The 19,936-nt window shown below is 51.7% G+C and carries 18 protein-coding genes, 1 tRNA gene and 1 pseudogene; 10 read left to right on the top strand and 10 right to left on the bottom strand.

Features of this window, described 5'->3' with window-relative positions; translation table 11 throughout:
- Window positions 1-51: 51 nt before the first annotated feature.
- Window positions 52-630, bottom strand: coding sequence for a DUF924 family protein (locus KU392_RS05175; RefSeq protein ID WP_169292980.1), 579 nt, complete (start codon window positions 628-630; stop codon window positions 52-54).
- Between the two features lie 64 nt (window positions 631-694).
- On the bottom strand, window positions 695-916 hold the full coding sequence (locus KU392_RS05180; protein ID WP_169292979.1) for a hypothetical protein: 222 nt from the start codon (window positions 914-916) through the stop codon (window positions 695-697).
- Window positions 917-1,039: 123 nt separating this feature from the next.
- Here KU392_RS05180 and KU392_RS05185 point away from each other — a divergent pair, with 123 nt between their 5' ends.
- A complete protein-coding gene (locus tag KU392_RS05185) occupies window positions 1,040-1,720 on the top strand; it encodes a type 1 glutamine amidotransferase domain-containing protein (protein WP_200233293.1) in 681 nt (226 codons plus the stop codon).
- A gap of 77 nt (window positions 1,721-1,797) precedes the next feature.
- Here the strand turns inward: KU392_RS05185 and KU392_RS05190 are convergent.
- A tRNA-Thr gene (locus tag KU392_RS05190) sits at window positions 1,798-1,873 on the bottom strand.
- Between the two features lie 121 nt (window positions 1,874-1,994).
- Here KU392_RS05190 and KU392_RS05195 point away from each other — a divergent pair.
- Window positions 1,995-2,237, top strand: a complete 243-nt coding sequence (locus KU392_RS05195) for a hypothetical protein (protein WP_217734776.1) — start codon at window positions 1,995-1,997, stop codon at window positions 2,235-2,237.
- 9 nt (window positions 2,238-2,246) lie between these two features.
- On the opposite strand, the gene KU392_RS05200 is transcribed toward KU392_RS05195, so the two are convergent.
- Together KU392_RS05200 and KU392_RS05205 are read right to left on the bottom strand one after the other, a co-directional pair.
- Entirely contained in the window at window positions 2,247-2,519 is a 273-nt protein-coding gene (locus KU392_RS05200; RefSeq protein WP_217734777.1) for a hypothetical protein, read from the bottom strand.
- A gap of 21 nt (window positions 2,520-2,540) precedes the next feature.
- A complete protein-coding gene (locus KU392_RS05205; RefSeq protein WP_169292976.1) occupies window positions 2,541-3,731 on the bottom strand; it encodes an acetylornithine transaminase in 1,191 nt (396 codons plus the stop codon).
- A 235-nt stretch (window positions 3,732-3,966) separates the two neighbouring features.
- On the opposite strand from KU392_RS05205, the gene KU392_RS05210 reads away from it, so the two are divergent.
- The gene (locus KU392_RS05210) at window positions 3,967-4,431 is read left to right on the top strand and encodes a Smg family protein (RefSeq protein WP_217734884.1); all 465 of its coding nucleotides are present in this window, start codon (window positions 3,967-3,969) and stop codon (window positions 4,429-4,431) included.
- The gene (gene gluQRS, locus KU392_RS05215; protein WP_217734885.1) at window positions 4,409-5,296 is read left to right on the top strand and encodes a tRNA glutamyl-Q(34) synthetase GluQRS; all 888 of its coding nucleotides are present in this window, start codon (window positions 4,409-4,411) and stop codon (window positions 5,294-5,296) included. The genes KU392_RS05210 and gluQRS overlap by 23 nt, the downstream gene beginning before the upstream one ends.
- 22 nt (window positions 5,297-5,318) lie before the next feature.
- On the opposite strand, the gene KU392_RS05220 is transcribed toward gluQRS, so the two are convergent.
- Window positions 5,319-7,919 (bottom strand): GDYXXLXY domain-containing protein, encoded by a 2,601-nt coding sequence (locus tag KU392_RS05220; RefSeq protein WP_217734778.1) that lies wholly within the window; start codon window positions 7,917-7,919, stop codon window positions 5,319-5,321.
- Window positions 7,920-8,063: 144 nt separating this feature from the next.
- Here KU392_RS05220 and KU392_RS05225 point away from each other — a divergent pair, with 144 nt between their 5' ends.
- The 4 genes and pseudogenes from KU392_RS05225 (at window position 8,064) to KU392_RS05240 (ending at window position 13,822) form a co-directional block, all read left to right on the top strand.
- Window positions 8,064-10,766, top strand: a complete 2,703-nt coding sequence (locus KU392_RS05225) for a DNA topoisomerase III (RefSeq protein WP_217734779.1) — start codon at window positions 8,064-8,066, stop codon at window positions 10,764-10,766.
- Between the two features lie 60 nt (window positions 10,767-10,826).
- On the top strand, window positions 10,827-12,188 hold the full coding sequence (hemN, locus tag KU392_RS05230) for an oxygen-independent coproporphyrinogen III oxidase (RefSeq protein WP_217734780.1): 1,362 nt from the start codon (window positions 10,827-10,829) through the stop codon (window positions 12,186-12,188).
- A gap of 4 nt (window positions 12,189-12,192) precedes the next feature.
- Window positions 12,193-13,003, top strand: a pseudogene (locus KU392_RS05235) (class I SAM-dependent methyltransferase).
- 405 nt (window positions 13,004-13,408) lie between these two features.
- Window positions 13,409-13,822, top strand: coding sequence for a HepT-like ribonuclease domain-containing protein (locus KU392_RS05240; protein WP_217734781.1), 414 nt, complete (start codon window positions 13,409-13,411; stop codon window positions 13,820-13,822).
- Window positions 13,823-13,864: 42 nt separating this feature from the next.
- On the opposite strand, the gene KU392_RS14420 is transcribed toward KU392_RS05240, so the two are convergent.
- From KU392_RS14420 to ilvB, 3 genes are all read right to left on the bottom strand, one after another.
- On the bottom strand, window positions 13,865-14,662 hold the full coding sequence (locus KU392_RS14420; protein ID WP_343212402.1) for a zinc-binding dehydrogenase: 798 nt from the start codon (window positions 14,660-14,662) through the stop codon (window positions 13,865-13,867).
- A 103-nt stretch (window positions 14,663-14,765) separates the two neighbouring features.
- Window positions 14,766-15,860, bottom strand: a complete 1,095-nt coding sequence (locus tag KU392_RS05250) for an NAD(P)-dependent alcohol dehydrogenase (RefSeq protein ID WP_217734782.1) — start codon at window positions 15,858-15,860, stop codon at window positions 14,766-14,768.
- Window positions 15,861-15,984: 124 nt separating this feature from the next.
- Window positions 15,985-17,739, bottom strand: coding sequence for a biosynthetic-type acetolactate synthase large subunit (gene ilvB, locus KU392_RS05255; RefSeq protein WP_217734783.1), 1,755 nt, complete (start codon window positions 17,737-17,739; stop codon window positions 15,985-15,987).
- 131 nt (window positions 17,740-17,870) lie between these two features.
- Between ilvB and panB the strand changes: the two genes are divergently transcribed.
- Entirely contained in the window at window positions 17,871-18,698 is an 828-nt protein-coding gene (gene panB / locus KU392_RS05260) for a 3-methyl-2-oxobutanoate hydroxymethyltransferase (protein WP_217734784.1), read from the top strand.
- Window positions 18,691-19,224 carry an SET domain-containing protein gene (locus KU392_RS05265; protein WP_217734785.1) on the top strand — a complete coding sequence of 178 codons (534 nt, stop codon included), beginning with the start codon at window positions 18,691-18,693 and terminating at the stop codon, window positions 19,222-19,224. The genes panB and KU392_RS05265 overlap by 8 nt, the downstream gene beginning before the upstream one ends.
- A 60-nt stretch (window positions 19,225-19,284) precedes the next feature.
- On the opposite strand, the gene KU392_RS05270 is transcribed toward KU392_RS05265, so the two are convergent.
- Window positions 19,285-19,779, bottom strand: a complete 495-nt coding sequence (locus KU392_RS05270; protein WP_189384227.1) for a nucleoside 2-deoxyribosyltransferase — start codon at window positions 19,777-19,779, stop codon at window positions 19,285-19,287.
- Window positions 19,780-19,936 lie beyond the last annotated feature (157 nt).

A 19,936-nucleotide genomic window follows, 5' to 3' on the forward strand; every position in this document is an offset into this window, starting at 1 on the left:
CAGGCAAATAAAGGGGTGAACAATTTATTGGACACCTTTGGAAGGTCGCTTTTAGTTAGGTGATACCTGCGCCTGGCGAACAAACTCTTCCAGCATCTGGTGCAAATCTTTACAAAAGGCAATTTCTTCTTCACTGGAGGCGCGGCCCAGGATTTTATTGCGGGTTGGGTAACGGCCAAATTTATCTATCATGCCTTTATGCTGAATTTCATGTTCCAGCGTTGCCGCATCACCCAGCTCGGTAAACAGGACCAGCGCTTTTTCATGAATAAGCCGTGACTCCGAATGCATGAACGGCATGATGACGAATTTTTTTTCCATGGTGGACAGCGTTTGGTATTCGGGCAGTTTGATGGCCTCCTGGGCCAGAACCAGCGCTATGCCATCCTGGCTGAAGGCCTGCGGGGTATCACGCCATATATTGCGCGAAAACTGGTCCAGCACAATAATTTCAGCCAGACGCCCTTGCATGGTGGCACGCCATTCATCACACTCGCCACGCGCCGCCGCTTCGCAAACAGGGCCAAAGCGTTCACGAATGGTCTGGTCGTATGATTTACCACCCTGAAACCACATTTGTGGTGTGCTTTCAACGAACCAGAAGTGAAGAACATCTTGAACGATTTGCATGGGGGACATCCTGTTTTGTTTGTTAACGGGAAATATCTTTTCGGATCATACTGCAGTTCAATCTTTATTTGTTCATTTCCAACTCTCTTAATGCAAGAATTAATTTATCGACATCTGTTGCAGGATTACTGCTATTCATTGCTTCATTATGTCTACGTAATCTATCTGCATTTTCAAGCGCGGTATTCAATTTATTTTTCAGCTGACTATAAACACCTCTTCCACCTTTTGCATACTTAGCAAATCCAGGTTTGGTTTTTAACTTTGAAACAACCTGATCTCCCACTGATTTTTTTCCTTTGACCTAATGATGCACCAGCACAGGATGCAAACTAGTATCTAGCTCATCGACTACCAGCACCACGATCATATACAATCAAAGAAACAATCTTGCCAATGGGGGACAATAATGTCCATACTGATCGTACTAACGTCTAACGACAAAATGGGTGATTCGGGTAAAGCAACCGGGGTGTGGCTGGAAGAATTCCTGGCCCCCTATTATGTTTTTAACGACAGGGGAATTTCTGTAGAGCTGGCAAGCCCCAAAGGCGGAGCGGTGCCGATTGACCCAGCTTCGGTTGCCGCCCTTGAAGAATCCGCTTTGTACAAGCGTTACAAGAATGACACCAAGCTGCAGCAGTTGCTGCAAAACACCGTCGTGCTGAAAAAAACCTTCGCGACCGGCCACGATGCCATTTTCTATCCTGGTGGGCATGGCCCTTTATGGGATCTTCGTTACGATGAGCACTCAAAAAAACTCATTCAGGATTTCTGGAATAACGACAAAATTGTTGCGGCCGTTTGTCATGCCGGATGCGTTTTGCTGGACGTCATCAACCAGGATGGCACTGCGCTTGTCAAGGACAAAAAACTGACCGGCTTCAGCAATGAAGAGGAAATAGCGGTTGCCTGTGAGAGTATTGTTCCCTATTTGCTTGAAACCGAATTGATTAATAAAGGCGCCCAATTCAGCAAGGCGGGAAATTGGGAAGCGCACGTGGTGATTGATGGCAGGCTGATTACCGGACAGAACCCGGCTTCTTCAGAAAAAGTGGCCCTGGCACTGGTTAAAATGCTGAAAAGATAAAAGGCTACACAGGGGCTACACAGATCACAAAACAAAAACGCCAACCCGTTAAGATTGGCGTAAGTGCTTGATTTTATTGGTGCCGCTTGCCGGAATCGAACTGGCGACCTTTTCATTACGAATGAACTGCTCTACCGACTGAGCTAAAGCGGCTTGTTATTATTGTTAGTTAAGCCAGTAATTCTATCATTTGAATTACCAATCGTGCAAATGAACCCGACACCTTTTAAAAAAACCGCTACACTGACACTTTAGTATTTATATAAACATACCCATGACATCACTGCCCAAATTTGCCCCAAATGGCTGGCGCCGTCACAGCAACGGTATCCTTGAGCATGTTTCAGGCCTCCAGTTTGAACCCGACCAGGCTGGTGGCATGAAACTGGTTCAATCTTCATTACTGGTTTTCATTGAAAACGTTAAGAATGAAGGCGTTAGCCAGGAACAGGCCGAACGCCTGCTGAAAAAACTGACCTTGCAGGCCAAAGAACACTTTATTGGCCTGCTGCATTAAGACACCCTATTACTCTTCCAGGTCTTCCAGGCTGTCCATCAACTCGGCTATTTCATCCTGGTAAGTTTCCATCATTTCTACCGGCAGGTCGGCCTCCAGGCTATGCGTCATAAAGTTTTCGGCACAAATCGTAAGCGCATTGGCAACAGCCTGCCTGTCAGTCACGTTTACCATGAGCGCATACAGGCCATGCTGCAAAGCGGCCTGCTGGGCCATGCAATGGTTCAGATTATCGGAAAGCTCTACCACCAGTGCCTTCAACTCATCAATTTCATTACTCATAAACAGTGCCTTCCCATTGGCTTATTGGCGCACTTGCGCAATTAATTCATCCAGCCAGCTTAACATCAAATCGATTTCTTCCTTGCTAATGTTCAGCGCGGGCATGAAGCGCAACAAATTGGTTCGTGGTGCATTCAATAACAGGCCTTCCGGTGCACGGTTACGGGCGGCTTCAACAATGGCATTGCCTTCTTCACGGTCTAGCATCAGGGCACGCAACAGGCCCAGGCCGCGCTCGCCTTTCATGCCCCATTTGGCAGACAGCTTGTTCAAGCCATCAGACAGGTATTGGGCACGCTCATTCACACTGTCCATAAAGCCCGGTGCATTCAGCACATCAAACACGGCTACGCCTGCAGCGGTCATCAGCGGGTTGCCGTTGTAAGTACCTCCCTGGTCGCCATGCTCAAAGCAGGCCACTTCCTCACGGCACAACAGTGCAGATAATGGCACGCCACCACCAATACCCTTGCCCAGCGTCATGATATCGGGCTCAATGCCATAGTGCTGATAGGCAAACATGGTACCGCAACGGCCCATGCCGGTTTGCACTTCGTCCACAATCAGCAAAATGCCTTTTTCACGGGTTAAGGCACGCAGCTCCTGCATGAACTGCATATCGGCAGGAATCACCCCGCCTTCACCCTGCACCGGCTCCAGCATGACGGCAACGGTCTGGTCATCAATAAGTTCACGTACCGAATCCAGATAGTTCATGATGGCTTTTGGAAAGCCGTCAACCTGGGGCGCAAATTTTCTGTCCCAGCCGGCCTTGCCCGAGGCCGACATGGTGGCCAGGGTACGACCATGAAAACTGTGGTCGAAAGTAATGATTTTGTAAGCACCATTGCGGTGGATTTGCCCCCATTTACGGGCCAGCTTGATGGCACCCTCGTTGGCTTCGGCACCACTGTTGGCAAAAAACACGCGATCAAAGCAAGAGGCGGTGGTAAGGCGATTGGCCAGGTCAATGGATGGCTGGTTGTAAAACCCGGGCGACGGATTGATCAGCACCTTGGCCTGGTTTTCGATGGCCTGCACCACTTCTGGCGGACAATGCCCCAGACAGTTAACGGCCCAACCCTGCATGATATCCAGGTATCGTCGGCCCTCCTGGTCTTCCAGCCAGGAACCTTCCCCTTTGACAAAAATCAGTTCGGGGCGGGAGGTGATTTCCATTAACGACTTTACGTCAGCAGGATTAAATGCCATGACAATTCCTTTCAGGGGCAATGAACTAAACAAAACAGACACCGCATTTTAGTCAAAATACCCGTGCCTGTGCGATTAAAAACCGATTCTGTAGGCAAAGTTACACACCCGTATCTTGCTGAAACAACGATCGCTTCCCAAAAGCGCACTTACCCTTATATTTAATGATCCTTTTTGCCTTTTTCAGTTATCATGAAGCCTGCCTTTGAATAAACCTTTTTCGGAAGTTACCACTATGTTCGATGTCCTGGTTTATCTCTTTGAAAACTACTATACACCCGATGCTTGCCCGTCTACCGACGTGCTGACCAAGCGTTTAGTGGCCGCTGGCTTCGAACATGAAGACATTAGCGATGCCATTGGCTGGCTGTATGGTCTTGCCGAAACCACCGAACAAAGCGGTGAGTTGTCGGACATGTCTGCCACCAGCACACGTGTTTATGCAAACTTTGAACAACGGCATCTGGGTCCTGAAGCCATTGGTTTTCTCTGCTTTCTTGAAAACTCCGGCGCCATCACACCTGCACTGCGTGAAATCGTGATCGACCGCGCCATGGCCACCCCTGACGCTGAGGCTCCGGTATCTCTTGAGCATTTTAAAATCATTACCCTAATGGTACTCTGGAGCCAGGAAGCCGACGTGGATCACCTGGTCCTGGAAGAACTGCTCACCGATGATGGAGCCAAACTCCTGCACTAATTACATTGGCCGTTTTGCACCCAGCCCCAGCGGGCCGTTACACAACGGCTCGCTGGTGGCGGCTATGGCCAGCTATCTTGATGCCCGTGCCCACCACGGCCAGTGGCTGCTGCGCATCGAAGACATTGATACCCCGCGTGTGGTGGCCGGGGCCGATCACACCATCATGCAACAATTGCAGGCCCTTGGCATGCACTGGGACGGCCCGGTCATCTGGCAGTCATCACGCCTGAACCGTTATCAGGAAGTATTCAATCAACTGAAAGAGCGCGGGCTTATCTACGGCTGCGCCTGCACCCGCAAGGAAATTGTCAGTAACGCCATTGAAAACGACAGGCTCGGTCTGCATGGCGAACGCCCTTATGCCGGCACCTGTCGCCATGGTATTGCCGGCAACCGCCCTGCCCGGGCCTGGCGCCTTGTCATGCCCGAAGGCATCGTCCGTTTTGTTGACCGCTGGCAGGGAGAACAAAGCCAGGATGTTGCCAATGAGGTGGGGGACATTATTGTTAAACGTGCCGATGGCCTGTTTGCCTACCAGCTGGTGGTGGTCATTGATGATCATGACCAGGGTGTGACCGACATTGTGCGGGGCAATGACCTGCTAAGCTCAACCGCCCGCCAGCATTGCATTGCCCGCATGCTGGGTTATCCCACTCCCCGCATGATGCATGTTCCCCTGGTTCTGGATGAAAACGGACGCAAACTGTCCAAACAGAACCATGCCACCGCGATTGATATACAAAACCCGCTGACCAGCCTGGGTAAAGCCTGGCTGGCTCTGGGGTTTGACCCCTTGCCAGCGGGCAACGTAACGCAATTCTGGCAACAGGCCGTGCCGGTGTGGCACCGGCGCTTTGGCTAGTGCAGGGCCTTGCCCAATCCGCTTACAGGCGATTCAGGTTTTCATCCAGCAAACCACTAAGCAGGGCCTTGCCATCTTTGCGAACCCGGAACTCGCCATATTTGGCCTGTGCAAAATGCGATCCCTGCCCCTCTGGGAAGAAATACTCATGTGAGGCCAGAGATACGGTTCCGAAAGGACCTGTTTTATAACGCATGATGACGGTTTTGCCATCAGCCAGAATCATGCTGGGATAAGTTTGGGAGACACCGGCCAGGGATGCCACCCCTTTGTCATCAATCGACAAAATAGCGAAACCTTGCCGTGGTTTTTGCCTGTTTGCATCTTTATCTTTATTGGCGGATTGTGTCGCCTGTGCTGCCGTGCGCAAATGATTCACCAGTTCAAAATTCAACGACATATAATCACCTTGCATCAGCGAGCGCGGATCAACCGGAGCCAGCGCCAGCACCACACGCTGGCCGGTTCGCAAAATGGCTTCATGGGTCCAGATACCCCAGTTGGCCACCGTTAATACCGACACCATACCCAAAACCGTCATGAGCGGCAGCAAGCCTCGTGCTTTGGCAGCCGCCACAGAAGCGGGCTGGGGCGGGGTCTCTGTCGCCTGGGCAGTTTCCATGTCATGCTCTTCCCGACCCTTGCGCAGCCAATGGCGACAGGTAACGGTTACCGTCAATAAGACCAGTCCGGTACCCAAAAGCAGGAAAGATTTTTGCAGCAGGCTTAACACCATTTGGTAATAAAACATCCAAAGAAAGCCGATCATGGCAATCGCACCGGTACCCCCAAGGACCCAGTCACGGCATTGGTAAGCCAGCAGCACCAGTATCAGGCCATACACCACCCCATTGTCATTACCCCAATACAGGCACAACACAAACACCAGTGCTGCCACCAGCCATGTAAACCACCGGCCTACACCTTCCTGCTTGCGCATGCCCCAAAACACCAATACGGCAGGCAAGCACTGAAAAACAAGATTACCCCAGTTTCCTGCCTTCAAAGGATTGAGACCGGCCAAAACAGCCCTGAACATGTCAACCGGACCAAACGCTTGCTCAACGCCTGACTGCCCGCTCAATTCCAGGGTATTCAACACCGTCAGCACCAGAGCATTCACGGCAAGCGCCCATGCCAGCGGTCGCAACGCATTATGTTCATACTGATGCGCACCCACAAACATCACCACCGAAGCCAGCGCCAGCCAGGGAACCGCGTGCAAAGACAACGTGAAAAATGCCGCTTCAGCCGCCCCATAACTGTCATCCCCCCCCATAAAGGTATACAGCACCAGCAATATCAGCCCAATCGTCTGCGTGGCAGACAAAAAGCGCACCCACACCTGTCTGAACATAACGTAAACCGCCATACTGACCGCGGCAATGGCACTGGCTTGCAGGCGTAACACGGCCACTTTGTCAGGCCTGAAGAAATCATTATGAATTTCCAGCAACGAGACCGCCATCATGCCAAGGCCGATCAGCGCCAGTGAGCCGGATACCACGCCCTCCTGACCGGGATCTTTACCTGAAAAGCAGATCACGCTGGCGATCACCAGCAGCGAAATACCGCTGCCCAGGAACGATACGTTCATGATAGCCAGAAACAGAACAAACAACAGGGACACCACCATGACCACACACACCATTAACAAGTGAACAGGCCAAAGGCTCTTGTGACCGCGGTCGGGATTATTTTTACGATAAAGACGATTAATGGCAGCGACCCCCATCCCCGCCGTTAACAGTACCAGGCTGGCAATCATGAAGAGAGACCCGTCCAGCATACGCCATAAACCTAAAAAACTGATGGAACGGACCAATACCACGGCAGACAAAAACCCGACCAGGTTGGCCAGCATGAAATAATCCACCCGTTTGCGGCTGTAATACCTGAAACCGGCCGCAAACACCAATACCGGAATGACCCATACCAACAAGCCTGTCAAACCGCTTGTAGCCGTGTCATATATATTGCCATCATCCATGCCCAACAAAGGCCAAAGACAAAAAAAGCCCAGAAAACGCGGCACCAGTCTGAAGCGATCACCCAAACGCACAATATTGCATTCGGCCAGCACCAGCAAAAGCAGGTTAAACCCGGCATACATCAATGCCTGGTAATAATACTCACGGCTTAGCATGCCCCAAAAGTCTTCCCGATATAACTGCCAGGCCAGATTCATAACCACACACCACAGCAGGGCAATGGCAGCATTGGGTGCAGCCAGCAGAAAAAATGGAATCAAGGCGCTCCAAATGGCAAACAAAGTCCAGGGGTCGGCCCCGGTTTGATAAACCTGGCCAATCAGTGCCAGCAGGGCACCGGTAATGACCGCAGCCAGAAACAGGGCCCCCTGGCTGCCCAGCCCCGTTTTTAGCGCACCGTTTTTTCGGGTATGGCGCCAATAAGCCCAAAACGCGATCAGGCAGGCAAGTATAAACAGCAACTGGATTCCATACAGTTTCTGCAAGCTTGAAAAGTAGTCCCAATTTGCCGCAACCCATGTAATGACGCCACTTGAAGCAAACGAAACACCTGCCACGAGAGACAAAAAAACCAGGAATCCCTGCCATTTATTTAAAAATAAATATTTCAAATTGTCATCTTGCACTTGCATGAACTGATTTTCCTCTCGTATTATCCACGCCATACACTTATTAAAACCGGATCGGGTTTCACCATTTTGGTCAAACAGGCAGTATCGTAACGCGATATTTTATAAGATACTCCTAAAGTCCACGGTTTGGATACTCGGAAGCATATGACTAAAACACTGATTATTGCCGAAAAACCATCAGTCGCCCTCGACATTTCAAGGGCCTTGGGAGGATTCTCCCGTGAAGGTGATTATTTTGAAAGCGACGAATACGTCCTTTCCTCCAGCGTGGGCCATTTATTGACGCTGACCAATCCCGACGATGTCGTCCGGGGCAAGTGGTCATTCGCCCATTTACCCGCCATTCCGGCCAAAGAGTTTGATCTTAAACCAGCCGATAAAAAATCAACCGAGCGCCTCAAATTATTGGTAAAACTACTGAAGCGCAAAGATATCACTGCCATTATCAATGCCTGTGACGCAGGCCGTGAAGGTGAATTGATTTTCCGCTACATTGTGCAATATTCAGGGGTTAAAAAACCCATCAAGCGCCTGTGGCTGCAATCCATGACCAAAACCGCCATTGTTGAAGCGTTTAACAACCTGCGCGATGATGAAACCATGAAGCCACTTGAAGCGGCTGCACGTTCCCGTGCCGAAGCTGACTGGCTGATTGGCATTAACGGCACCCGCGCCATGACCGCGTTCAACAGCAAGGAAGGCGGTTTTTTCAAGACCCCGATCGGACGGGTGCAAACCCCCACGCTGGCCATTGTGTGCGAGCGCGAAGAAAAAATCCGCGCCTTCCAGTCACGCGACTACTGGGAAGTGCATGCCACGTTTGTGGCGGCAGCCGGGCTGTATGAAGGCCGCTGGTTTGACCCCAACTTCAAAAAAGACGAACACGACCCCGAGAAAAAAGACAGCCGCCTCTGGTCTTTGGCCAGTGCGCAATCCATCGTGGCGGCCTGTCGTGACAAAACCGGTACGGTAACCGAAGAGTCCAAACCATCCACCCAGATGTCGCCCGCCCTGTTTGATTTGACCTCGTTGCAGCGCGAGGCCAACTCCAAATTCGGTTTTACCGCCAAAACCACTCTGGCCCTGGCACAAACCCTGTACGAACGTCATAAAGCCCTGACCTATCCGCGTACCGACTCTCGTTACCTGCCCGAAGATTATCTGGGTACCGTCCAGCAAACCTTTGACGCCATTTCAGGCAGTGAATCCCACCTGAACCGGGGTCACAAAGCGTTTGCCGGAAAAATTCTGGCCAATGGTTGGGTCAAACCCAACCGTCGTATCTTCGACAACAAAAAGGTATCCGATCACTTTGCGATTATCCCGACCCAACAGGTACCCAAAGAGTTAAGCGAAGCCGAAGCCAAAATTTACGACCTGGTGACCAAACGTTTCATGGCGGTTTTCTTTCCGCCCGCCGAGTACCGCATTACCACCCGGATTACTGAAGTATCGCAATATCGCTTCAAAACCGAGGGCAAGGTACTGGTCAAGCCGGGCTGGCTGGAAATTTACGGCAAGGAAGGCCAGGGTGACGATGCCAACCTGGTTCCGGTGGCCGATAACGAATCGGTACGCACCGAAGATATTGCCCCCAAGGCACTGCAAACCAAACCACCTGCACGCTTTACCGAGGCAACCTTGCTAAGTGCCATGGAAGGGGCCGGCAAACTGGTGGATGACGATGAACTGCGCGAAGCCATGTCTGAACGTGGCCTGGGCACGCCAGCCACGCGGGCAACCATTATTGAAGGTTTGCTCAATGAGCATTACCTGCGCCGTGAGGGACGCGAGCTGGTGCCTTCTGCCAAGGCACGCCAGCTGATGACACTGCTGACCGGCCTGAATGTCAAAGAGTTGACTTCCCCTGAGCTGACCGGAGAATGGGAACACAAGCTCAAGCAAATGGAACAGGGCAAGCTTGACCGCGAGTCCTTCATGCGCGAGATTGCGCAGACCACCCAGGTCATTGTCAAACGCGCCAAAGAATATGAACAGGCCACCATTCCCGGTGATTACGCTACCTTGCAAACCCCCTGCCCGCAATGTGGTTCGGTGGTCAAGGAAAACTACCGCCGCTACGCCTGCACCAACTGTGATTTTTCCATTACCAAGCATCCGGGCGGACGCACGTTTGAAATTCCCGAGGTTGAAGAACTGCTTGAGAAAAGAACCTTGGGCCCGCTTAGTGGCTTCATCAGCAAAATGGGCCGGCCGTTTTCCGCCATTTTGCGCATTACCGATGAAAACAAGCTGGAATTTGATTTTGGCCAGAATGATGAGGACGATGCCGAACCCGTTGATTTCTCGGGCCAAACAGCGCTGGGCAAGTGCCCCAAATGCGGTGCCAGTGTTTTTGACAATGGCATGAACTATGTCTGTGAAAAAGCCGTGGCACAGGAAAAAACCTGCGATTTCAAATCGGGCAAAGTGATTTTGCAGCAGGAAATTTCCAATGAACAAATGACCAAGCTGCTGGCATCGGGCAAAACCGATTTATTAGACGGATTTGTTTCCAATCGTACCAATCGTAAATTCAAGGCCTTTTTGACCTTGCAGGAAAACGGTAAAATCGGCTTCGAATTTGAGCCTCGTCCGGCCAAGGCAGCGTCAAAAACAGCGGCTAAAAAAACGCTGAAAGCAACGGCTGATACCGATGACAAGCCGGCAGCCAAAAAAACCGCGGCCAAAAAAGCCACGAAAACCGCCACGAAAACAGCAACCAAGAGCGCTGCCAAAAAGGCAACAAAGACAGCTGCCAAAAAGACCGTCACCAAAACAGCGGTAAAATCAACAACAAAGAAGCTGGCTTCAGATATCCCGGACGATGACGATCCGGCTTTCTGATCCCGTTCCAGACCAAGCCCTGCAGACCTCTACTGCAGGGCGTAACCGGCATTGAAGCGCATGAGCAATTTTATCCAAAAGTACAATATCCCAGGCCCCCGCTATACCAGCTACCCAACCGTTCCTTACTGGGACGAGGCCTGTTTTACGGTGGATTCATATAAAGAAACCCTGATTCGCAGTTTCAATGAATCCAATGCTTCCGAGGGTATCAGCCTGTACATTCACCTGCCTTTCTGTGAAAGCCTGTGTACTTTTTGCGCCTGCCATAAACGCATTACCAAAAAGCATGCCGTTGAAGGCCCCTACATTGATGCCGTGATCAAGGAATGGAACATGTACCTGGAACTGTTGGGCAGCAAGCCCCGGATCCGGGAAATCCACCTGGGTGGCGGCACGCCCACTTTTTTCAGCACCGAAAACCTGACCCGTTTGCTGCGGGCGATTTTTGATACCTCCGAGATTGCGCCCGATCACGAATTCAGTTTTGAGGGCCATCCCAACAATACCCGTCGTGAACACCTGGAAACCCTGTATGAACTGGGTTTCAGGCGTGTCAGTTTCGGGGTCCAGGATTACGATCCGGTCGTGCAAAAAGCCATCCACCGGATCCAGCCCTACGAAAACGTCTTCAATGTGACCGATGCCTCACGCAAAATCGGCTACCACAGCATTAGCCATGACCTGATTTTCGGCCTGCCGTTCCAGACCTGGAAATCCATGGAAGCCACCATCAAGCGCACCATCTCCCTGAAACCCGATCGCCTGGCGTTTTATTCTTATGCCCATGTCCCCTGGCTCAAGGGGGTTGGTCAGCGCGGTTTTGATGAAAATGATTTACCCAGCGGAGAAGAAAAACGCGCCCTGTATGAAAACGGCAAAAAGCTGCTGGAAGAACTGGGTTATGTCGAGATTGGCATGGACCACTTTGCCCTGCCGACCGACGAGCTTTACCAGTCCATGCTGAATAAAAAACTGCATCGCAACTTCATGGGCTATACCTCTTCGTCCACCCAGCTCATGATTGGCCTGGGCGTTTCGGCCATTAGCGATTCCTGGTATGCCTTTGCCCAGAACGAAAAAGTGATTGAAGATTATTATGCCCGTCTTGAAAAGAACGAGCTGCCCCTTTACCGTGGTCATATCCTGGATCAGGAAGACCTGATTATCCGCCAGCATATCCTAAACCTGATGTGCCTGCAATCCACCCGCTGGGACCAGCCCGAACAGCAATTTCCAGAACTGCCCCAGGTGGTTGAACGCCTGCGTGAAATGGAAACCGACGGCCTGATCAAAATTTTGCCCAACGGGATTGATATTACCGAGGCAGGCCGCACGTTTTCACGCAATATTTGCATGGCCTTTGACCTGCGCATGCTGCGCGAGCAGCCCGGCACCCGTATTTTTTCAATGACCGTATAAGCGAATGAGCCTGATACCCGAAATAAAGCCCCAGCAATCCATTGAATTGCTCAAAGAGCTCCATATCCTGACCCGAGACGGAAAAATCAACCAGGACACGCGTCGCAAGCTTAAACAGGTGTATCACCTGTACCAGTTCATTGAACCATTAATGGCGGATGTACTTAAGCAAAAAGACAGTCTGAGCCTGGTGGATCATGGGGCAGGCAAGTCTTACCTGGGCTTCATTTTGTATGACCTGTTCCTGAAAGACAAACCCGGTGCCCATGTGTACGGCATCGAAACCCGTGCCGAGCTGGTGACCAAATCGGAAGCGCTGGCGCAGCGACTGGGGTTTGAAGGCATGTCATTTCTGGCCATGACCGTAGACCTCAACGCAGCTGCCCGAAAAAATCGATATCGTGACGGCACTGCATGCCTGCAACACCGCCACTGATGACGCCATCCGCTTTGCCCTGAACCGGGATGCCCAATACATTGTGCTGGTGCCCTGTTGCCAGGCCGAAGTGGCGGCTACCCTGCGTGCCAACAAAGGCAGCACGCTGGGCAAAACCCCCTTGTCGGAACTGTGGCGTCACCCGATTCATACCCGTGAATTTGGCAGCCAGCTCACCAATGTCCTGCGCTGCCTGCAGCTGGAGGCCCGTGGCTACCAGCTAACCGTCACCGAACTGGTGGGTTGGGAACATTCCATGAAAAACGAGCTGATCATCGCCAAGAAAATTGGCGGCTTCAAAAAAAGCGCTCGTGAGCGCCAGTTGCAAATCCTGAAAGAATGCCACCTTGAGGGACTGGCCGACCGGTTTGCGTACTAGCTGATGTTGCCTTGGGCAAGGCGTTCTAGTTCCCACGCTCCCGCGTGGTAACTAGAGAGTTATTGCCTGTTTCTCGTTCCCACGCTCCCGCGTGGTAACGTGTACAAGCCTCGGCATCTGCCTATTGTTTCATCCATCTGCATCCCCACGCAGGAGCGTGGGGACGAGAGATTCCCATGCTCCTGAACGGCTTCTGGTCTGGTTACCACGCGGGAGCGTGGGAACCAGACGGGGGGAGATGTCAACTGTTTTCTGGTTCCCATGCTCCTGCGTGGGAACCAGACGGTTATTACCTGTTGTCGCTGGAAATTGAACGCAGAATCCAAGGACTTGTTAATCTGGATCAAATTGATTTTTTTAATCACGGCTTAGAATTCATACGTGTATGAAAACAAGATCCCCACAATGAATCCCAACCGGCAGCCCTTGCAACACTATTTAGCTCAAATCCTGGAAGCCATCAAACGCCTTCAAGCCCACACCGGCGATATCAGTGAAATCAACTTCCTGTCCAATATACCAGCCCAGGATTTAAGCCTGCACGAACTGGCCAACATCAGCCAGTCGTGCCGTGAACTTTGTCAGTTTTACGAACTGTATGCCAAGGCCAACCCGCAAATCCCTTTCCAGGCAATGGCCGGGTTTAGTCAGTTGCTGGCAAGTCAGGAAACCCTAAACTCTATGGATCTTTGGCAAATCATCAAGGTGGAGATGCCCTGTTTTCAGCAACAGGTTAACCAGGCGCATGCTATCCTGCTACGAAAAAAACCAGTCCAGGCCAAAAAGCATAATCGAAAAAACCCAAGGCAAAAAGACTGAATCCGTTTCAATATCAGGTCCAGTCCTTGAGTGGACTGTTAATCAGGCAGTTAATACAGCCCTGCCAGTAACTTTACCGTTACGCAAGGCAGCAAGCGTGGCGTCTGCCTGGTCAAGCCCAAACCGCTGAATCGGGATGGGTTCTACCCGCCCGGTTTTTACCAGCTCAATCAGCTCTCGAAGTTCCTGAAGATTACCCACATAACTGCCGATAATACTGACGGCTTTCATTGGGATCATTGCCAATGACCAGGTAGAGCTACCTCCAAACAGACCGATCATAATCAGCTTGCCACCTTTAACCAAACTATCAAATGCAATAGAAGTAGTGGAAGGCGCACCCACTAGGTCAATCGCTGCCTGAACAGGCTTGCCACCTGCTGCGGCCAGGATTTGCTGTACTGCATCGGGAGCGGCACCATCAATAGCGGCCAGCGCACCGGAATTCAGGGCAGCCTGTCGCTTGGTCGGATCAAGATCAATCACAATGGCACCGACCCCACCCAAGGCATGCAATAGCTGAATGCACATCAGGCCCAAGCCCCCCGCCCCCATAATCAAAATCGGATGTTTGGTATACACGGAGGCCCCTATTTTTTGCAGGGCAGAATAGGTTGTCAGGCCAGAGCAGGCATAAGGGGCAATTTGTGCAGGATCAAGATCGCCAATATCAATAAGATACCGGGCATCCGGTACGATGATATAGTCGGCATAGCCCCCAGCACGATGAACTCCAAGGCAGCGGGGTTCACACCCTGCATCAACCAAGAAGCCATCCAGGTTCAAGAACCCCGAGGCAGAAACTGCGCTGTGCATGTCATAATATTTTTCAGCAAGCACAATTTTTAGTACCCTGAGTCCGTTACAGGGTTAGGACGGGGAAGATGTCAAACGCGGACCTTATAAAAAAGCCAGGTAATATTAATCCCCAGCTCTTGGTCAATTAACCATTCAGACGCAAAACGGGCTTGATCACAGCCCCACTGGCCGAATCCGCGAACGCCTGATTAATTTGATCCAGCTCATAAAACTGTACCAAACGGTCAAAAGGAAATTTGCCCTGCTTATACAAAGCAATCAATTGCGGAATAAAAATCTTGGGAATGCTGTCGCCCTCAATCACGCCAATCATGGATTTTCCCTCGGCCATGAGCTCATTTTGAATGTTTAAACTGACCTCGCCGGTAAAACCAACAATCGCCACTACGCCCAACGGTTTAAGCGCCGCCAGAGACTGCTTGACCACCGCAGCCACACCCGTGGTTTCAACGGCATAAGGCACACCAATACCTGAAATACGGTGTACCGCTGCCACCGTATCTGTGGTGCTGCCATTAATCACATGGGTAGCGCCCAGTTCTTTGGCCAGTTCAAGACGATGCTCATGAACATCTACTGCAATAATAGGGTAGCAACCAATGACACGGGCCGCCATAATGGCGCTAAGGCCCACAGCCCCTGTACCAAACACCACAATGCCTTCACTGGCTTTGGGACGCAAACGGTTCAAAACTGTACCGGCACCCGTTTGAAGGCCACAACCCAAAGGTCCTAAAAGTGCCAAATCCACGTCTTTATCAACCACCACCGCATTATCTGCTTTGGTAACCACGGTTTGACTAAATGATGACTGGCCAAAAAAAATGGAAAGCGGCTGATCATTTAAAGAATAAGGTGTCTGCCCGCCAGCCAGCACACCACCAAAATTCAATGGATTGAATTCACTACATACGGTTGGATGACCGCTTAGGCAGTGATTACAACGACGGCAACTGGCAAAGCTAAGTACCACATGATCACCCACCTGCACAGTGCTGACATCCGCCCCCACCTCTTCGACAATGCCAGACCCTTCGTGCCCCAAAATACCCGGTAATGGGAAAACACCTTCCAGGTCACGCGCTACGGCGTCTGTGTGGCACACCCCCGAAGCAACCATTTTCAAACGAATTTCGTCAGCTTTAACGGGGGCTACATCAATTTCGTGAATTTCAAAAGGTTGACCAAGACCAAAAGTAACCGCTGCTTTGGTTTTCATAAGAACTCCCGATAGGTTAAAAGAACCATTCAAGCCTATCACAATCCGTCTTGTTCAGCTTGTGGCGCGATACAAGACCTTTAATCCTGGCCATTTTAATGAGCAATCTATTACTGTTGATTGATTATTCCTCCACATACCAGTTATCTTCAGACAGCATAACCTGCTGGTGACCGTAACCGGCTGGCATCATGGGGAAACAGTTTTCCAGTGCCTGAACCCGCACATCCAGGAAATACGGGCCTTCGGAATCCAGGCACTCTTGCAGCACAGCTTCCAGCTCATTGGGGTCTGACACTGTGGCTGCCTCCCAGCCAAATGCCCGGGCCAGCGCCACAAAGTCGGGGATGGAATCATTGTAACTATGGCTGTATCGCCCGTCATGAATCAGTTCCTGCCACTGTCGTACCATGCCCATGTGCTGGTTATTGCACAAAATAACCTTGACCGGAGCCCGGTGCTGGGTGGCCGTGGCCAGCTCCTGGATATTCATCAGGACCGAGGCATCCCCACTGATACAGACCACCAGTGAATCGGGATTGCCGATTTGCGCACCAATGGCGGCCGGCACGCCATAACCCATGGTACCGGCACCACCCGAAGTCAGCCAGCGGTTGGGCTGGTTGAATTTCAGGTATTGGGCCGCCCACATCTGGTGCTGCCCCACGTCGGTACTGACAATGGCATCACGGTTTTCAATTAAGGCATTCACCGTACTGAGCAAGTATTGCGGCAAAATACAGGTCTCGGACGGCGTGAAGCCAAGACAGTCTTTTTCACGCCATTTGCCAATACGTGCCCACCAGTCATCCAGCAGGGTATTATCGCGTTCCAGTGCCTTGATTTCAGTAAACAGCCCTTTCAGCAAAGGATAACAATCGCCCACCAGCGCCACATCGGCACGCACCACCTTGTCGATGGAAGCCGGGTCGATATCCAGGTGAATCTTGGTGGCATGCGGACAAAAATCAGACAGACGCCCGGTAATCCGGTCATCAAAACGCGCACCCACGCAAACAATCAGGTCGGCATGGTGCATGGCCAGGTTGGCCTCAAGCGTGCCATGCATGCCCAGCATGCCCAGGAACTGTTTGTCGGTACCCGGAAAAGCGCCCAATCCCATCAGGGTCAGGGTGCAGGGGGCCCCCAGATAATTCACCATATTGCTGAACACTTCACAGGCATCGGGACCGGAGTTGATCAGGCCGCCACCGCCATAAAATACCGGCCGCCGGGCATTCACGATTAAGGCCGCCGCCCGCTTGGTGGCCGCCTGCAATACAGATGGGGCGACCTGTGACACCGCGTTGAGCGGTACCTCACCATTCACATCGGCATCAGATGCCGGTACCGTGGCCATCTGAATATCCTTGGGAAAATCAATCAATACAGGACCGGGACGACCGGAGGCCGTCAGGTTATACGCTTTGGCCACCAAAGCGGTCACATCCTCAACACGCCTGATTTGCGCATTCCATTTGGTGACCGGACGGGAAATCCCCACGGCATCGCATTCCTGGAACGCATCAGTACCAATCGCACCGGTCGCTACCTGGCCACTGATGCACAGCACCGGAATCGAATCACACATGGCATCGAGCAGGCCGGAAGTGGTATTGGCCATGCCGGGCCCGGAGGTTACCAGCACCACACCGGTTCGACCGGTGGAGCGGGCATAACCTTCGGCCGCATGCATGGCCGCCTGTTCGTGGCGAACCAGAATGTGACGGATGCGCGGTTCGGCATAGAGGGCATCATAAAGCGGCAGCACGGCACCGCCCGGATAGCCAAAAATCGTATCAACGCCGTTGGCAATCAACGTTTCCAGAAGAACCTGGGCGCCATTCATGGCGGTATTCTGTGTAGGCAGGGAAGTCATGGTGATTTATAAACAGATTAATGATTCTTCGATAATATCAATATTTTCTTCTTTCCTGTCTGAACTCACTCGCAATACACGTTAAACTATCCGCATTCTTCCTGCTGTTTTTACCTTCAAGGAATCTTGAAATGAGTGTTCACGCTGACATCAAACGCATCACAGTTCCTCAGCTGATGGCCTACAAGGGCCAGAAAAAAATTGTATCCCTAACCTCTTATATTGCACCCTTTGCCCGTATTATTGATGAATACGTAGACATGATCCTGATTGGCGACTCAACCGCCATGGTGGGCTACAACATGGATGACACGCTGTCCATTACGGTGGACCAGCTTGCTGCCCACGCCAAGGCCGTGGTCAGTTCCACACAACGGGCCTGCATCGTGGTGGACATGCCGTTTGGCAGTTACCAGGAATCCCCCGAACAGGCATTTCGCAATGCCGCCAAAATGCTGTCGGCCAGTGGCGCCGATGCCGTGAAATTTGAAGGCGGTGAATACCTGGCCGAGACCACCCGTTTTCTGGTGGACCGTGGCATTCCGGTGCTGGCCCATATCGGCTTGATGCCCCAATATGTCAACACCATGGGCGGCTTCAAGGCGCAGGGCTTAAGCGAAGAAGCCGCCAACCGCATCTTCAATGACGCGATTGCCCAGGAACAGGCCGGGGCATGGGGCATTGTGATTGAAGGCACGGCCGAACCGCTGGCCCGCCGCATTACACAAAGCGTAAAAATCCCCACCATTGGCATTGGCGCCTCACCTGAATGTGATGGCCAGGTTCTGGTGGCTGAAGACATCTTCAATTTAAGCGGATCACGTATTCCGAAATTTGCCCAGCAGTTTTCTGACGTACAGGCCGCCATTCGCCAGGGTGTCGAAGCCTATTCCAGCCAGGTCCGTGATGGCTCATTCCCCACCCTGAACCACTGTTTCGGTGTGGCCAAAAATGGCTAAACCGGAAAAACGGGTTAGTGGTGCCCCGTGGCATGAAGTACGCCAGTCCACACTGCATGGCAACGGGGTATTTGCCCTGCGGGATATTCCCGCAGGTACCAAAATCATTGAATACACCGGCAAACGCATTACGCCCGAACAGGCTGATGCCATGTTTCCGGTCAACCCCGACGATCCGTTTCATACCTTTTTCTTTTCATTAAGCTCGGGAAAAATCATTGATGGCGGCCAGCGTGGCAACGATGCACGCTGGATCAACCACAGCTGCGACCCCAACTGTGAAACCCAGGAAGGACGCCACGGAAAACGGGTGTATGTATTTGCCAAAAGGGATATCAAAGCCGGCGAAGAACTGTTTTACGATTATGGCCTGGTGATTGACGATAAACTGACCGCCAAACTGAAAAAGCAATACCAATGCCTGTGTGGTGCGGAAAACTGCCGCGGCACCATGCTGGCCCTGCCTGAAAAGAAAAAAGCCGCCAAAAAGGCGACTGCAAAAAAGAAACCGGCTGATCCGGCTTAACGCCAGTCATTGCCCAAAACCCGGCCTTATGCACCGGGGACCCCATTAACATCAACAGCATCAGGTCAGTTCGGCCACCATTTTTTCAAGGCAATCCCGGGCATCGCCCACCACCACCCTGGTGCTGCAGGCAATCATCAGATTCAGGTTCAGGCCAAAATCCTCAACCGTAAAACCGTGTGCATCAATATCACGCCCCTGTTCATGGCCAAGCGAAACCTGCTCCACCAGCGACCGGCCATCATGGGTATACACCCAAACCGGCTTGCCCAAGGCAATGGCGAACCCCACTTCAAACACCGTGCCCGAATCGGGCTCATGCCCCCGAAAAGCATTGACATTGGCCATGACGGCATCTGCCTGGCGGATCAGCCCGATATTGGACTGGTAAATCCAGTGCGCCAGCAACGGCTTATCCAGCCCCGCCGGGGCATGATTATCCAGCGGATACAAGCCCGCAAAACCGAATGACTCACAAAGGGCCTTAAGCTGCTGGCCATATTCAACGGCATCGTGCCGGAATACATCGGGCCCGGCCAGATAAATCTTCTTCATTTAAACCACCTTTTCCAACGGCAAGAGAGTAACCATCACCAACCGGAAAATTAAAATCTTAAGAATACATTCTGAAAAGATTTCTTTTTATCCTGAAGGTCATTATGATAGCTTGTATAGGATTTTTCTGTTCCCAACACCGATTTGTCCCTCTTTC

Source organism: Advenella alkanexedens (genome assembly GCF_019132845.1).
GTDB lineage: Bacteria > Pseudomonadota > Gammaproteobacteria > Burkholderiales > Burkholderiaceae_B > Advenella > Advenella alkanexedens.

Excerpts from the sequence above, each read along its gene's own strand:
- KU392_RS05175 (WP_169292980.1), bottom strand. The coding sequence starts at position 630 with ATGCAAATCGTTCAAGATGTTCTTCACTTCTGGTTCGTTGAAAGCACA.
- KU392_RS05185 (WP_200233293.1), top strand. The coding sequence starts at position 1,040 with ATGTCCATACTGATCGTACTAACGTCTAACGACAAAATGGGTGATTCG.
- KU392_RS05195 (WP_217734776.1), top strand. The coding sequence starts at position 1,995 with ATGACATCACTGCCCAAATTTGCCCCAAATGGCTGGCGCCGTCACAGC.
- KU392_RS05200 (WP_217734777.1), bottom strand. The coding sequence starts at position 2,519 with ATGAGTAATGAAATTGATGAGTTGAAGGCACTGGTGGTAGAGCTTTCC.
- KU392_RS05205 (WP_169292976.1), bottom strand. The coding sequence starts at position 3,731 with ATGGCATTTAATCCTGCTGACGTAAAGTCGTTAATGGAAATCACCTCC.
- KU392_RS05210 (WP_217734884.1), top strand. The coding sequence starts at position 3,967 with ATGTTCGATGTCCTGGTTTATCTCTTTGAAAACTACTATACACCCGAT.
- gluQRS (WP_217734885.1), top strand. The coding sequence starts at position 4,409 with ATGGAGCCAAACTCCTGCACTAATTACATTGGCCGTTTTGCACCCAGC.
- KU392_RS05220 (WP_217734778.1), bottom strand. The coding sequence starts at position 7,919 with ATGCAAGTGCAAGATGACAATTTGAAATATTTATTTTTAAATAAATGG.
- KU392_RS05225 (WP_217734779.1), top strand. The coding sequence starts at position 8,064 with ATGACTAAAACACTGATTATTGCCGAAAAACCATCAGTCGCCCTCGAC.
- hemN (WP_217734780.1), top strand. The coding sequence starts at position 10,827 with ATGAGCAATTTTATCCAAAAGTACAATATCCCAGGCCCCCGCTATACC.
- KU392_RS05240 (WP_217734781.1), top strand. The coding sequence starts at position 13,409 with ATGAATCCCAACCGGCAGCCCTTGCAACACTATTTAGCTCAAATCCTG.
- KU392_RS05250 (WP_217734782.1), bottom strand. The coding sequence starts at position 15,860 with ATGAAAACCAAAGCAGCGGTTACTTTTGGTCTTGGTCAACCTTTTGAA.
- ilvB (WP_217734783.1), bottom strand. The coding sequence starts at position 17,739 with ATGACTTCCCTGCCTACACAGAATACCGCCATGAATGGCGCCCAGGTT.
- panB (WP_217734784.1), top strand. The coding sequence starts at position 17,871 with ATGAGTGTTCACGCTGACATCAAACGCATCACAGTTCCTCAGCTGATG.
- KU392_RS05265 (WP_217734785.1), top strand. The coding sequence starts at position 18,691 with ATGGCTAAACCGGAAAAACGGGTTAGTGGTGCCCCGTGGCATGAAGTA.
- KU392_RS05270 (WP_189384227.1), bottom strand. The coding sequence starts at position 19,779 with ATGAAGAAGATTTATCTGGCCGGGCCCGATGTATTCCGGCACGATGCC.